The following is a 14,576-nucleotide window of genomic DNA, read 5'->3' as shown; positions in this document are numbered from 1 at the left end:
CATAAAAAAAACGCCTGGAAATGTCTCCAAGCGTCCCCTGATTATCGTGCAAAACGATGATTTCCAATTGTCACGGTTACTTCACGTGAAAAGATCCAATCACTAACGGCTGTTTTTGGATTGTAGAAAAATAAAGAACCATTTCCTTTACCCATCAAAGCGATTGCTTCATTCACTGCCCTTTTGGACGCTAAGTCAGCTGGCTGATTAATTTGACCGTTTTGAACTGGCGTGAATGCATAGTGTCCATTTGAAATTTGATAAATGACTCCACGAACGGTGTTAGGGAAGTCTGGACTTTTCACTCGGTTTAGAATAACAGTTGCAACAGCTACCTTTCCGGCATATGGCTCACCAACGGCTTCTGCACGAACAAGTTTTGCCATTAATTCTTCATCTGCCGCTGAAATTGGAGAGTTTGGCAGAGTCATATATTGTCCTGCAATAAGTGGCTTACTATTGTTCGCACTCATTAAGCTATTAACTGGAATACCAAATCCTTTAGCAATTTTCCAATATGTCTCACCATATTGAATTTTGTGAGTAGTTGCTGCTTCTGACTTGGTCACACCAGTAAATGCTGACATTGAAAAGATTAATCCCGCTGCAATAACAAGTTTTTTTAATTTATTCATGTTTTATAGCCTCCTAGTATTCTCGTTGTTTTCTCTACTAATAAGGCTATCAGTTGTAACATACTTATTCATTAGCCAAAAATAACCAGTGCAAGAATAGCATAAATCGCTCCTGCTATGAAAGCATTTATCTATTAAATGGAATAGTTAACCAACTTGTTATCATTCCCTTCTTTTTCCCACTAATGGATAACTAAGGAAAAATTATTACATTCTATTTCAGGCTTATTTCATGAAATACCAATGTAACAATGATACCTTTCACCAAATTGACAAAATATCCCTTGATTTTTCACAGGTTTCTCCCTAAATCTTTGGTAATAATATAATAGAAGACAAAATGATGGAGGGTTCATAATGGAAAATCAGTTAGTCAGCATACTTAACAAACAAATTGCAAACTGGTCAGTATTGTATATCAAATTACATAACTACCATTGGTACGTAAAGGGTGGTCAGTTTTTTACCCTACACGCTAAATTTGAGGAATTCTATAACGAAGCCGGATTGCATGTAGATGAATTAGCAGAACGATTACTTGCAATCGGAGGGAATCCAGTTGCAACGATGAAAGAGTGTCTAGAACTTTCATCGGTTCAAGAAGCAAATGGAAGCGAAACTGCTGAGGAAATGGTTCAAACCATTATAAATGATTTTTCAATTATAATTGGTGAATTAAAAGAAGGTATGAGCATTGCCGGAGATATGGATGATGAAACCACAGGTGATATGCTCCTTGCCATTCATTCTGGTTTAGAAAAACATGTATGGATGTTAACAGCATTCCTTGGCAAATCGATTTAATTTAAGGAAATAAACAAATAAGACTCAGCAAATGCTGAGTCTTATTTGTTGTTGTTTCGAGCAATGAAAACGAAGCAGATGGTAATAATCGTGAAGGCGGTAAACGCCAAGATTGGAATGGTGATAAATCCTAGCCAATTAATATAATCTTTTGAGCAAGGCACACCACTTTTACACATTTCAAATTGCTGCAAATAAGGAATCTTTTGCAGAGCTGTGTGGTAGCCTGAAATGAGCATTCCAATAATCGACAATGGTAATGTGTATTTCACAATTTCATTATCATTCCGGTAAAAAGCAATCCCCAGTATGATTGCTAATGGATACATAAAAATTCTCTGATACCAACAAAGCGTACAGGGTATATAGTAGAGAACTTCACTAAAATACAAACTTCCAATGGTCGCAATAAGTGCTGTAACCCATGCAAGCAGTAAAGGTTTATTCATTCCCTTTCTCCTTCGCCGCTTCCTCAACTAATTTGTTTAAATCGTCCATGGTTTGTCCATCAAATCGCTTCCCATTAACAAAAATGGTCGGTGTTCCACTAACCCCTAATTTCCCTCCAAGAGCCTCGTCACTCTTCCAAGCGTCTTCGGGAGCTTTTGTATCAAAATAAGCCACTACCTTCTTAACCTCTTCCTCAGTAGCCATTTCTTCTAAAGTTTCGGTTAAAAATTCCTCGGTGAAAACATCAATCTTTTCGTATCGTGTATCTTCTGGCTGCTTATCATAAATAAGTTCATGAAATTCCCAAAACTTTTCGTTGCCTAACTCATGATAGACTGCCTCGGAAAATTTAGCTGTCCGATCTGAATCAACATTAATAAATGGATAATTGAAATAATAAAATTTTGCCCTGCCTGTGTCAACAAATTCTTTTACTATTAGCGGTACTACGTTGTCAGTAAAGTTTTTGCAATTTGGACACTTATAATCGCCAAATTCTACAATTGAAACAGGGGCTGATTCTTCCCCTAGAAAAGGCTGGTTGGAATAATCAATCTCTTCTTTAGCATTATCATCTGATTTGTCGTTGTTGGCTAAAAAGATAAATCCAATAACAGCAATTGCGATTAATCCAATAATCCAAAAAACAAATTTTGATGATGTAGATTTTTGGGTTTTGTTAACTTTCTTTTTCTTCTGCGCCATAATTGAACTCCTTATTAAGTAATTACTTTATGTTATTAACTATATAGTGACTTAAATAAAAATTCCACATATTAGACTGAAGCGCTTTGCTAAGGTTAAAATAAAGAGATAATATCTTAAAAGGAGTTTTTTACATGACATCACCTAATTTACAACTTGGCTATATTGGTACATATACCAAAGGCGAAAGCGAAGGAATTTACAGCTTTACATTAAATCGTTCCGAAAAAAAAATAACAGATATTAAAGCTGTAGCTTTCATAGAGAATCCAACCTACCTCACCCTATCAATGGATCAAAAATATTTATACGCTGTAGGGAAAGAGGGTAACTCAGGCGGACTTGCTTCTTTTTCTATTACAGACAATGGAGAACTTGTGCCTATAAATAAACAATTATCAGAAGGTTCTCCTCCTTGCCATGTGAGCGTTGATAGTAAGAATCAGTTTGTATTTAGCGGTAATTATCATAAAGGGACAGTCGAATCCTTCCTAATTAATTCGGAAACCGGCTCGATTCAGCCTGCCTCTTCTATTATCCAACATGAGGGTTCTGGACCTGACCCTAGGCAGGAAAAACCGCATGTACACTATACTGGATTGACTCCAGATGAAAAGTATCTTACCGCAATCGATTTAGGAACAGATTCTCTTACTACTTACGAAGTAAGTCCAGATGGAAAACTAATAAAAGCTCATCTACTGCCTTTAAAAGCTGGCAGCGGTCCTCGGCACCTGACTTTTCATCCTAATGGTATACTTGCGTATCTTATGACTGAATTTAGTTCAGAGGTAATTGTTCTGCGCTATCATCCGGAAAATGGTCATTTTACAGAGTTACAATATATTTCTACTCTTCCTGAAGCGTTTAATGAAAATAATCAAGGAAGTGCTATCCATATTTCAGCGGACGGCCGCTTTGTATATGCAGGAAATCGCGGTCATAATAGTATTGCTGTCTATCATGTCGAAGAAACTGGTGAACTAAGTTTCGTGGAACATACTTCTACGGAAGGAGATTGGCCAAGAGATTTTGCCATCGATCCCAGCGGTAACTTTATCGTTGCTTCTAATCAGGAATCCAGCAACTTGGTACTATTTGAACGAGATGAAAATAACGGAAAATTAACTCTTTTACAATCTGATATTAAGGTACCACACCCGGTTTGTGTTAAGTTTTTAGGAAAATAAACTTAACTTGTGAAGGATGTGTCTTTGATGAATTTCTTCCATAGTCAGGAATCCTTAACAACAATAGAATGGGTTTTACGTGCTGTCTTTGCCTATTTCTTTTTAATATTAGTGGCGAAGGCAATGGGGCAGCGTTCCATCGCTCAGCTTAGAGTGATTGATTTTGCTATCGCTCTAATAATCGGGAACATCATTGCCCATCCACTGTCAGATGAACACCTTGGATTAAAGGGTTCTCTGACGACTACAGTAGTTTTGGTGGTATTGTATATTGGCAGTGTTTATTCAATATTAAGATTTCCACGAGTTAGAAAATTAATCACTCCTGCACCCATTACACTTGTAAAAGACGGAGAAATTATCGTTAAAGGGTTGAATAAAGCCAGAATATCCATCGATATTTTATTAGAAGAATTACGTGAGGAAAAAGTAGAAGATGTTAAGAAAGTTGCCTTAGCATTGTGGGAAGCAGATGGGAAGTTGTCCGTTTTTTTGGATCCAAAATACCAACCAATCACCCCATCTACATATAACTTAGCTACCGAGCCATTTGATCTTCCTAAGACTATTATAAAAGAAGGCAAAATTAAACTTCATGAGCTCCACCAACTAAATAAGGATGAAGGTTGGCTCATAAACACACTAAGGAGCCAGTATCAGACTGAGGTAGGTAATGTTTTATTAGCCACAATCGACCGTAAAAATAAACTCAACCTTTTTTTATATCAATAATCAACAAAGAGGTGTCTCATTAAAGGCACCCCTTTGTTTATAAAATTACCCTTGTACCGTTTTTGTCTTAGGGGCAATCGGGTTACTCATTTTGTTATTATTAATACCTATAGATATCTTTCCAATAAAATAATATCCATATGGAATTTTATTGAGAACAAATGTGGACGCAATTGACAACAGTAGACTAACAAAGAAGTATATTACTGTAAGCATTGCTGGATTTATTTCTACAGGTAATCTGTTGAAGGCTAAATACATAACAGCTAAAAAGACTGAATGCATTAAATAAATTCCAAATGAATACTGGCTAATCCAAACAACAACTCTAGGTACTTTGTGTAATTTTGTAGCTATATAATAAATTAAGAAAATCATACTTGCAGTAAAAAATACCATATCTACTCTTTTGGAAGAAATAACCGGAATTATTTTTGATTCATATAAAAAAAGAACTAAGCCCCCAGTTATGAATGGACTAACTATTACCCATCTTGAAAATGTATTAATATATTTGATAAACACTGAAAAGTTCCTTCCACAGTAATAAGCGAGAGTAAAATAGAAAAACCAGCCAAAAAAAGGTACCCAATAAAACTTCTCCCAAATGTAAATTCCAATTTCATTTTGAGGTGCTTTGACAAAATTAAAGAATCCTAAATACACTAAATGAATGAGCAGCGCACTCCCCATAACGATGAATGGGTTCCACTTTTTCAAATATTTATGGAAGAAATAATGCAATAAATAAAATTGAAAGATTACTAGAATGAAATAACCATGGTAATCCCCCAATAATATATGTTTCCATAGGAAACTTCCAAAAGAACTCATAAAATTGTCTCCAGAACTTAATGATTGTTCAAACCCCTTCATTAGAGCATAAAATGTACCAAATAAAATATAAGGTACCATAATAAACTTTAGTCTTTTAGACCAAAAATTGTCTGGAAGTGCATGTGGATAAGAACGTGCCAAGATAAATTCAGAAATAAAGACAAAAGTAGGTGTCCCAAAAGTTAATAAAACTTGCATTAGGTTAACAATATTGTTGTCGTGAGAGTAAGCTCTTGCCAGGGAATGAAGAAGTAATATACTTAAACACGAAATGGTTCTCATCAGAAAAATTTCGTTTACCAATTTTTTCTCCAAAACTGATTCCTCCTTCTATTACTACTATTATTGCTGCTATTCATAAAAGAACATTTCAAAATAACGATACAATGTTCTTTTTGCTTCATTTCCATGAACACCAAAAGTATTTCCAATAATTTTTACATATTCACTAATGGTAATACCAAAACTGCGTTTGTTCATCCACCATACTATAGGATTATACGAGGTATCACTAGCTACATAAATAAGCTCATGATCACTGCCCTTATAGACTCTTTGAAAATTATATTTCACCCTCCTCATATGGAAATCAGAAGAGACAATGATAACGGAATGAAATTTATACTTTTTCATGAGTTTCTTTACGTAGACAGCGCTCTCATACGTACTATCTGCTTTTTTCTCCAATATTATCGAACTACTGGGCAGATGTTGAGCAGCCTCTGCCCATAAATTATCAGCCAATCCATTAGATACTATCAGTTTACTTGCATATCCCGACTCATAAAGTTCCATTGCTTTTTCCAGTCGTCCTTCTCCCCCACTTAATACGACAATCACATCTACTTTTTTTGGCTTTTCATCAATGACTAAAAATCGTCCTGCAAATATAAGAAAAAATATAAAAAAAAGCAGCACTGAAAAAAACACATATTTAATTTTTCTGGTGGTGAACAGAATTCCATTATTTCTATTCTGTGAAGACATCAACTTTGGAGGTACCATTATATCACCTGTGATGATCTATTTAGTGGTTCTTCTTTAAACGGTTGCTTGTTCAATAATCCTATAAATATCTTTATAGGAATATCTCCTATCAAATTTTTCTTCCGCTAATCTCCTGGCATTTCCTCCAAATGCTGCTCGTAAACCTTTATTATTATAAAGATGTTCAATTAGGGCTGCTAATTTAACCGAATCACCAGGGTTGTAGTTGTATCCTATACTTTCAATTGTCACCATATCCATAAATTCCTTATTAAGACTGCTATTTAATACTGGTAACCCAGCTGATAGAAAATCTCCAATTTTGTTGGTAATACTTTGTTGGGCACCTTTACTGATTGCATTTGCTGCAATATCTGAATTTACAAGATAAGGGATCATTTCCTCATATTTAAAATGGCCCATAAAATCGACAGGGGCATCAAGCTGATTAACCAACCTCTCAAACTTTGGCTGTAAAGGTCCAGACCCGAATACTTTAAAAACGATATTGCTGATACCTTTATGCTTCAGAATAGAAACTGCACGAATTACCGTTTCCAGGTCATAACTATAGCTAATGGTACCAATGTAGGTTATCCAAAATTCATTAGGATCTTTCTTTACATATTTTTCTTTATAGCTATCAAAAATACCAAGGTCTGTTCCAATAAAAATGGGTAAATAACTTTTAGCATTTTCATGGACATTATTTACTCGTTGAACATAACTTTTTGAAACCCCCACGACGTAATCTGCTAAACTATAAATTTTATTTGCATAGATAGTAAGTGGATATAATAAGATATCAGCCATTACCTCTGGAAGGGGTATTGCATTTTTGATTGCTTCTGGCCATACGTCCTGAATATCCATTACAAATGGAATTTGATACTGTTTGGCATATCTTCCAGCAATAAAAGCCGCATCCATCATTGGATACGCACAATATATTACATCGGGCTTTTGTTTACGATTCTTTAAATACAGTGCTAGTTGTTTTGAAAAGTGTCTATGACTTTGAATTCGATCAATGCCAATATTCTTTTTGTATCCTAGTTCTTCAATCATGACGATTGTGTACTTAAGGCTCCTGCTGATTTTTTCAATTACTGCTTTGTCTCTGAAGTTCTTATCACTGTGCTTAAAATTACTCGTAAGTAACGTAACCTTATGACCTTTGCTGCTTAACTTTTCTGCAATATACGTAAATCGATTAAATCCTTTTTCCCCAGGAAGTATTGTAAAGGGAGCGACTAAAAGAATCTCTCTTTTATTTAAAAACATCCTTACACTCTCCATCCAACGAGTTAGCTTGACTGCTAAACAACTGCTTTAATATTTTCATTAGATTGATTGGTCATAAACAACAGGAATTCCTTTAGTGATTCTCTATCAAGATAGGCATAATTTTCAATTAAATCTGTAATTTTCGTACTATCGACATTCACTGGTTTACCTACGAAAATCTTTGGATGCACCTGATTGTCTTGTGCTTCATTTTGGTTTAGAATTTCTTCAAATAATTTCTCACCCGGTCTTATCCCCGAATAAGTAATTTCTATCTCATCCTCTGAATAGCCGGATAAGCGTATTAAATTTTTTGCTAAATCAACTATCTTCACCGGCTCACCCATATCAAGAATAAATATCTCCCCGCCTTCTGCACGCGCTCCTGCTTGTAACACAAGTCTAGAGGCTTCAGGGATGGTCATAAAATACCTTGTCATTTCAGGGTGCGTTACCGTAATAGGACCACCTTTAGAAATTTGGCTCTTGAATAACGGAATAACACTCCCTCTGCTGCCTAATACATTCCCAAACCGGACGGCTACGAACCTTGTATTGCTTTTTTGGTTTAACTCTTGCACAATCATCTCTGCAATTCTTTTTGTGGCTCCCATAACACTTGTTGGGTTTACGGCCTTATCTGTGGAGATCATGACAAATGTCTCTACATGTGTTTCCCCTGCTGCCTCTGCTACATTTTTTGTACCAATAACATTATTCTTAATCGCTTCTTCTGGATTTCTCTCCATTAATGGAACATGCTTATGAGCAGCAGCATGAAATACTACCCTTGGCCTATATTCATCCATAATCGCAAATATCTTATCCCTGTCCGTAATATCAGCAATTTCAGTTACAATTTCAATGTTGTTACTTAATGAGGACTTCAATTCCATTTCTATGGAATAAATACTATTCTCCCCGTGACCAAGCAGAATAAGTTTAGACGGATCGAATTGTGAGACTTGTCTGCAAATTTCAGATCCAATCGATCCACCGGCACCTGTTACTAGGACAACGCTATTAGCAATGTATTGGGAAATCGAGTTTGCATCTAATTCAACAGGCTCCCTGCCCAAAAGGTCTCCCGGTTCTACATTGTGAATTTCATTAACAGAGACCTTACCTGTTACCAAATCTTCAAACATCGGCATCATCTGTGTATTAGCCTTTGTTTTGGAACATTCCTCAAAAATAATGTTTAGTTCTCTTTTAGTAAGAGATGGGATAGCAATAATAATATTTTCAATCCTTAAATCTTGTACCGCTCTTTTGAGCGTATTTAAGCCGCCAAGCACTGGCAACCCTAAAATTTCAAGGTGTTTCTTTTGTTTATCGTCATCAATAAAAGCGACAGGAATAAGCTCACTATTGCTATGTTTTAATTGTCTCGCAGTCAAAATGCCCGCAGATCCTGCACCGAAAATAAGCGTACGCTTTTTAACTTTGGCTTTTTCAGAAAAATGTTTATCTTTATAAATACGCCAAGAAAATCGTGATCCGCCAATTAAAAACATATGCATCATCCACGTTGTTGTTAAAATTCGAAAATATACATGTTGCCCAATAATAAGCTGAATGATTGCGGCCGTGATGATTGAAAAGGTTACTGCCTTTAGAACAGTTACCATCTCACTTACACTTGCATACTCCCATGCCCTTTGATATAGCTTATATTTATAAGCAAATAGATGATGACTTAAAAGCAATGTTGTTGATATTAGTACTAACTGTTTTACGGCAGGCATAATAAAGCCTGGGAACAAAATAAAACTGCATATATATACCGATGTAAATACAATTAGAGAATCAATTACGATTAAAGAAAGAACCCGTTTTTGGTAACTCAATCTTGGCCACTTCTTTCTGATTTTTATTAACGTCGACATCGAAAGAAAATCAAACAAAAGAAATCATTGCACAAATAAAAAGAACCATCATGTTCTTTTTAAAGAACATAAATGCATATAAAATCTTTCTTCAATTTACTGATCCAGTTTTTTAATTACACAAAATGGATCTATATTCCTATAAAATGTCGGCTTTTTCTGCGACTAACAAAAGATAGTATAGCTTCTATAACCCGGGATTGTTCTTCTTCGGTCATGTTCGTCCCAGAAGGTAAACAAAGCCCTCTTTCAAATAAATAACTTGAAACACTTATTTGGTTAGAATGTTGGTAGTACTTGAATTTATTGAGTAATGGCTGCAGATGCATCGGTTTCCATACTAGTCTCGCTTCAATGTTTTCTTTTTCAAGTTCCTGTACTAACTCAAAAGGGGTAAATGATAGTTGGTTCGAATCAATAAATAGAGTAGTTAACCATCGATTATGTCCTGTCCCTTGATATTCTGGCATAAAGACAAACTCTTTTATATTATTTAATTCCTGTACATATCGTTGAAACACAGCCTGTTTTTGTTTTACTCTATCTTCAATTACAGCCAGTTGAGCAATACCAATTCCAGCAAGGATATTGCTCATACGATAATTGTAGCCTAACTCACTGTGCTGATAATACGGCTTATTGTCACGTGCTTGGGAAGCGAGGAACTTTCCTTTTACAAGTGCAACCTTGTCATTTGAAACTAACATTCCTCCTCCTGATGTAGTAATAATTTTGTTGCCATTGAATGAATACACACCAAATTTCCCTGTCGTACCACTCTTTCGCCCCTTATAGGTAGTACCAAGTGATTCAGCTGCATCTTCAATCACGGGAACCTGATAAAAATTACAAATTTCCATTATTTCGTCCATTTTGGCATTCTGTCCATAAAGATGAACGACAATGACTGCTTTGGGCAAGTTCCCCTCTTTTTCAGCGTCCATAAATGCTCTTTTCAAAGCTTCTGGGGACATATTCCATGTATCAAATTCAGAATCTATAAACACAGGTTCGGCTTGTTGATAAAGAATCGGGCTAGCACTAGCAACAAATGTAAGAGAGGAGCAAAAAACTTTATCCCCAGCTTGCACATTAAGCAACCTTAATGCGAGATGGATGGCCGCAGTACCTGAACTAACTGCTAGAGCACCCTTTGCTCCAACATATTGGGATAAATCCTCTTCAAACCTGTCAACATTAGGTCCTAAAGGTGCGATCCAATTTGTCTCAAAGGACTGATTGATGTATTTATGCTCATTGCCTGTCATATGTGGTGACGAGAGATAAATTCTCTTATTATTACTTTCCATGAACTTACATCCACTCCCAAAAAGCATATTTATATTAAAATATAAGCAATCGTTATCGTTTACTTAGCTGAGTTTGTAAAGTAAAATCTGGATGTCTGTACAAAGGAAAGTAATTTTCGTTTCCTGGCAGATCTTTAACCAACTGGTGATAAATTTCCTTATTACGGATTCTTTTTCCAATGTAAAAAGGTAAATCCCCATATTTATTAAAACGCTTTTTAAAACGATATAGTGTATCCGTATCTCCAGCATATCCTCCACCTAAATGTAAAACTTTCTTGCCTTTAGACTTTGCCCATTCTACAACGTAATGAATTAAAGAATTATTAGGGGAGTAATTTAAATATTCCTCGTCCGAACCTAATAAGTGATAATGTATGAAATCTCCATAATGCATAAAAAAGCAAGACATAATAACTTTATCGCCCATCATAACTTCTATTAATTCCAAATGATTTCTCATAAGTTCCACACTGTTTTCAAAATAGGCTCTCTCGAAATAGTAATAATCATATGCGTTTTTCTTATCCATCGTTTTATAATACAGTTGCATAAAGTTATCAAATTCACTTGGAGACCGATGGACCATTGTAAAATATTCATTGGTTTGTGCCTTGCGTAGTCTATTTCTGTTTTTCGTGTCATAATTAGCCCATATATCTTGTAAATCCAAAGATAAATCAACGTAAATGGTATGACGGTTTAATGTTGATTCAACATCTTTATAATCCTTGTCATTTCTAATCAACGGATGAAAACGAACAAACTCCGAAATAATATTGTTGTCAGAACAAAAAGAATGAAAGGATTCCTCAAATCCGCTAAATAAATGGTTTTTATCGGAATTTTCAGTCATGTTAGTAATCGGGCCTCCATACCCATATGGAGTAGTAATATCGTATAAGTCCCCATATTTTCTCCTTATGTCTTCTGCATATGGAATGTCATTTAGACTCCTCATTAAAAACGGGTAATAGACAAAATCCTGACCATTCTCGTAGATAAAGAGCTGAGCCTTCCCCTCCCCATTTCTCTCAGAAACCTCAAAATATTCTGGTGTGAAATATATATCCTGGCTTGCTGTCTTTTCTAAGAATTCGTGCCATTTCTCTTTTTCACTTAAATCAAATATTTTATAAACCACTAAAGTCCCCCCAAAAGTTCTGTTTCATTCCGTTAAATTCAAACGAGATATGAAAAATCAATTAAAATTTAAATAGACCCATCTTAAATCTCTAATTTCATCCTGCTACTTACACAAGCCAAGGCGAAGGAAAAGTTACTTGAGAATTCTTCATTGCTCAATAGCAGGATTTTCCGTTTGGGATCAACCTGATAAAGGCAGTGGAGTAAATCAGCATTATTTAAAGACTCAGTGTTTGTTAGTCGATAAAATTGATTTTTAATTCTACCAATTTGATAAATTCCATTTTTTGTTGAACAAGTAAACAAAGAAAAATCGTATGCCTTTTGTTCCGCTTCTGCATTTGGATAATTTTCTATATAACATTCAAACGCACTGTTAGGGGTTATCGCTAGCTGCTCCCCAACATTCCAATTAATGGATTCCTGTTTCACAAAACCGATTTTTTCATACCAACTCATAGCTTTTGCATTATTATTAAAAACATCTAAGGTTATGCTGGATTTTCTGTATTCCTCCATTAACTTATTACCGTGTTCTTCTAATAGAGATTTTCCAAGGCCCAGCCCCTGATAATCTGGGAAAACATAAATATTATTTAAAAAAAGGCTATTCTCAAAAATACGCCATTCTGTATAGCCGGCTAACTGGTCCCCTACAAAGGCTCCATATAGTTTTACTCTTCGGTGCTCCTCAGGAATTGTTAGCAATTTTTCCAGGTAAGCTCCATATCCTTTTGAACTAAAAATGGTAAGTTTAAAAATACCCTTATCCATCCCGGACTCAATCAGCTTGGGTATAAGGTGAGCGTCTTTACTTTTTAAAGGTTCAATACGTAATTTCATTTCATTTATTCCACCTTTTGAATACTAGCTTTCATCCTTCGTTCCACATCAAAATCCAACATTTGTTGGTCTGGCACATCAGCAATCCCTTCCCGTTTTAGCGTCTTACTGATGGTCTTGAATATAATCCTCAAATCTAATAGAAAAGACAGGTTCTCTACATAAGTGACATCCAATTTCAATCTGCTGGTCCAATCTAATTGGTTCCTTCCCTCCACTTGTGCATACCCAGTAATTCCGGGTCTAACTGAATGTCTCTTTCCTTCTACTGGAGTATAGTATGGTAAATAGCGGACTAGAAGGGGCCGTGGTCCGACCAAACTCATGTCTCCTTTCACAACATTTAGTAATTGTGGTAACTCATCCAGACTCATTCTTCTCAGCCAAAGTCCTACCTTTGTTAATCGAATAGAATCCGGCAAATCATTGCCAGCTTCATCCTTTTGATTTGTCATTGTCCTAAACTTATAAAGAGTAAAAATTCCCTCATGATACCCGACTCGTTCTTGTTTAAAAAGAATCGGAGAACCTAATTTTAATCTGACCAAAATTGCAACTCCCAGCATGATGGGGCAGAAGAGGCACAATAGGAGCAAACCTGCAACAATATCAAACAATCTTTTCATGGTTACCTCCTATTTATTTTTTCAATATAACAGATTAATCCGTTTCTAAAAACGAACAAGAAAGAACATAATTGCCTCATTTTGCAATTCCTATTGGTATTTCTACAGGACGAATTTTTTTCGTAAATACCAATTTTCTTAAATATTTTGTCATCGGCCTTTCAACAAGTTTATAAACGAAACATGACGATATTACTGTTAAAACAATGACGATCGCCATTGAAACAAAATAGCCTAAAGAACCAATTAAATGAAGCCTGATCAATAAAAAGAGATAGAGGTGCAATAAAGGTGTATGAGCAATGTAGATTGAATAGGAAGCATCCCCCATGAATGATAGTATTTTCGGGACTTTTCTCTCCTTCTTGTCTTTTTCCGAGATACCTAGCATAAGAATCATAGAAAATACAGAAAAGAACAATGGCCCATGCAAGTACATAAAGTTGTATATATTATTGATCCAAACCGCTAAATATCCAAGCAGCCCGATTGAAATCAATAAGGTAGAATATCTAAATGAATAATTAAGAGTCAAATATGCAACTAAACACCCGAATAGGATTTCCAAACTACTAAAACTAAAAATAAACGAATCCTCAAAATATGGAACGAGCTTTAACTCGATTAAAATAGTCGCCACAATCCACATAAATATAATAGGCTTAAAGACTTTTGGACGAAAAAGAAAAGCACTAAATAATAGATAGAAGAACATGATATGACACAGTGACCAAGCAGAATCAAGTATAGGTACAGAGGGCAGAAGAATGAACGACTTTATAATAATTTCCCAGGTATATCCCTCAAATTTGGACGGAGATAGTAACGGTAACGCAATCAAAATTAAAGTAAATAACCAGTAAAGGGGGTAAATTCTTATTGCACGCTTTAAGATAAATTCAGTAGTCTTTCCGGGTACACCCGCATGTTTATGATAAAGGTAATAAATCATAAAACCTGTTACGATAAAAAAGAAATCCACACCACCCGTTCTTTCCCATTGCCCCATATTAAACCAATCGTATTGATAGTTGGTATAAAATAAAGTGTTCACATGTCCTAAGAGGACAAATAAAATGGCTACCGCCCTAGAAATCTGTACATATGATAAAGTTCTTCTTCCACTTGCCATTGC

Annotated in this window: 15 protein-coding genes; 3 read left to right on the top strand and 12 right to left on the bottom strand. The window is 35.4% G+C overall.

The window, feature by feature from the left end:
* Positions 1-41 precede the first annotated feature (41 nt).
* A complete protein-coding gene (locus tag BANA01_RS17190) occupies positions 42-635 on the bottom strand; it encodes a cell wall hydrolase (RefSeq protein WP_063254092.1) in 594 nt (197 codons plus the stop codon).
* Positions 636-992: 357 nt separating this feature from the next.
* Here BANA01_RS17190 and BANA01_RS17185 point away from each other — a divergent pair, with 357 nt between their 5' ends.
* A complete protein-coding gene (locus BANA01_RS17185; protein WP_063254090.1) occupies positions 993-1,439 on the top strand; it encodes a Dps family protein in 447 nt (148 codons plus the stop codon).
* 41 nt (positions 1,440-1,480) lie between these two features.
* On the opposite strand, the gene BANA01_RS17180 is transcribed toward BANA01_RS17185, so the two are convergent.
* Positions 1,481-1,888, bottom strand: a complete 408-nt coding sequence (locus tag BANA01_RS17180) for a disulfide oxidoreductase (protein WP_063254088.1) — start codon at positions 1,886-1,888, stop codon at positions 1,481-1,483.
* A complete protein-coding gene (locus tag BANA01_RS17175) occupies positions 1,881-2,594 on the bottom strand; it encodes a DsbA family protein (RefSeq protein ID WP_063254086.1) in 714 nt (237 codons plus the stop codon). The genes BANA01_RS17180 and BANA01_RS17175 overlap by 8 nt, the downstream gene beginning before the upstream one ends.
* A gap of 134 nt (positions 2,595-2,728) precedes the next feature.
* Between BANA01_RS17175 and BANA01_RS17170 the strand changes: the two genes are divergently transcribed.
* Both BANA01_RS17170 and BANA01_RS17165 read left to right on the top strand, forming a co-directional pair.
* A complete protein-coding gene (locus BANA01_RS17170) occupies positions 2,729-3,784 on the top strand; it encodes a lactonase family protein (protein WP_063254084.1) in 1,056 nt (351 codons plus the stop codon).
* Positions 3,785-3,811: 27 nt separating this feature from the next.
* On the top strand, positions 3,812-4,516 hold the full coding sequence (locus tag BANA01_RS17165; protein ID WP_063254082.1) for a DUF421 domain-containing protein: 705 nt from the start codon (positions 3,812-3,814) through the stop codon (positions 4,514-4,516).
* A 45-nt stretch (positions 4,517-4,561) separates the two neighbouring features.
* On the opposite strand, the gene BANA01_RS17160 is transcribed toward BANA01_RS17165, so the two are convergent.
* From BANA01_RS17160 to BANA01_RS17120, 9 genes are all read right to left on the bottom strand, one after another.
* On the bottom strand, positions 4,562-5,668 hold the full coding sequence (locus BANA01_RS17160; RefSeq protein ID WP_063254080.1) for an acyltransferase family protein: 1,107 nt from the start codon (positions 5,666-5,668) through the stop codon (positions 4,562-4,564).
* 36 nt (positions 5,669-5,704) lie between these two features.
* A complete protein-coding gene (locus tag BANA01_RS29190) occupies positions 5,705-6,283 on the bottom strand; it encodes a YdcF family protein (RefSeq protein ID WP_169803710.1) in 579 nt (192 codons plus the stop codon).
* 111 nt (positions 6,284-6,394) lie between these two features.
* Complete coding sequence (locus tag BANA01_RS17150) at positions 6,395-7,624, bottom strand: glycosyltransferase family 4 protein (RefSeq protein WP_063254078.1); 1,230 nt, start codon at positions 7,622-7,624, stop codon at positions 6,395-6,397.
* A 35-nt stretch (positions 7,625-7,659) separates the two neighbouring features.
* Entirely contained in the window at positions 7,660-9,477 is a 1,818-nt protein-coding gene (locus BANA01_RS17145; RefSeq protein ID WP_063254076.1) for a polysaccharide biosynthesis protein, read from the bottom strand.
* A 170-nt stretch (positions 9,478-9,647) separates the two neighbouring features.
* On the bottom strand, positions 9,648-10,826 hold the full coding sequence (locus BANA01_RS17140; protein WP_063254073.1) for an aminotransferase class I/II-fold pyridoxal phosphate-dependent enzyme: 1,179 nt from the start codon (positions 10,824-10,826) through the stop codon (positions 9,648-9,650).
* Positions 10,827-10,878: 52 nt separating this feature from the next.
* Complete coding sequence (locus BANA01_RS17135; protein ID WP_063254071.1) at positions 10,879-11,970, bottom strand: GNAT family N-acetyltransferase; 1,092 nt, start codon at positions 11,968-11,970, stop codon at positions 10,879-10,881.
* Between the two features lie 83 nt (positions 11,971-12,053).
* Entirely contained in the window at positions 12,054-12,815 is a 762-nt protein-coding gene (locus BANA01_RS17130) for a GNAT family N-acetyltransferase (RefSeq protein WP_063254069.1), read from the bottom strand.
* Between the two features lie 5 nt (positions 12,816-12,820).
* Positions 12,821-13,441 (bottom strand): sugar transferase, encoded by a 621-nt coding sequence (locus BANA01_RS17125; protein WP_063254068.1) that lies wholly within the window; start codon positions 13,439-13,441, stop codon positions 12,821-12,823.
* Positions 13,442-13,517: 76 nt separating this feature from the next.
* On the bottom strand, positions 13,518-14,573 hold the full coding sequence (locus tag BANA01_RS17120; protein WP_063254067.1) for an acyltransferase family protein: 1,056 nt from the start codon (positions 14,571-14,573) through the stop codon (positions 13,518-13,520).
* Positions 14,574-14,576 lie beyond the last annotated feature (3 nt).

This window comes from Neobacillus niacini NBRC 15566 (assembly GCF_001591505.1).
In the GTDB taxonomy this organism is placed as follows: domain Bacteria; phylum Bacillota; class Bacilli; order Bacillales; family Cytobacillaceae; genus Neobacillus; species Neobacillus niacini.
This window is presented reverse-complemented; position numbering and strand designations above follow the sequence as displayed.

Coding starts and splice junctions, on each gene's coding strand:
- BANA01_RS17190 (WP_063254092.1), bottom strand. CDS start 635: ATGAATAAATTAAAAAAACTTGTTATTGCAGCGGGATTAATCTTTTCA.
- BANA01_RS17185 (WP_063254090.1), top strand. CDS start 993: ATGGAAAATCAGTTAGTCAGCATACTTAACAAACAAATTGCAAACTGG.
- BANA01_RS17180 (WP_063254088.1), bottom strand. CDS start 1,888: ATGAATAAACCTTTACTGCTTGCATGGGTTACAGCACTTATTGCGACC.
- BANA01_RS17175 (WP_063254086.1), bottom strand. CDS start 2,594: ATGGCGCAGAAGAAAAAGAAAGTTAACAAAACCCAAAAATCTACATCA.
- BANA01_RS17170 (WP_063254084.1), top strand. CDS start 2,729: ATGACATCACCTAATTTACAACTTGGCTATATTGGTACATATACCAAA.
- BANA01_RS17165 (WP_063254082.1), top strand. CDS start 3,812: ATGAATTTCTTCCATAGTCAGGAATCCTTAACAACAATAGAATGGGTT.
- BANA01_RS17150 (WP_063254078.1), bottom strand. CDS start 7,624: ATGTTTTTAAATAAAAGAGAGATTCTTTTAGTCGCTCCCTTTACAATA.
- BANA01_RS17140 (WP_063254073.1), bottom strand. CDS start 10,826: ATGGAAAGTAATAATAAGAGAATTTATCTCTCGTCACCACATATGACA.
- BANA01_RS17130 (WP_063254069.1), bottom strand. CDS start 12,815: ATGAAATTACGTATTGAACCTTTAAAAAGTAAAGACGCTCACCTTATA.
- BANA01_RS17125 (WP_063254068.1), bottom strand. CDS start 13,441: ATGAAAAGATTGTTTGATATTGTTGCAGGTTTGCTCCTATTGTGCCTC.
- BANA01_RS17120 (WP_063254067.1), bottom strand. CDS start 14,573: ATGGCAAGTGGAAGAAGAACTTTATCATATGTACAGATTTCTAGGGCG.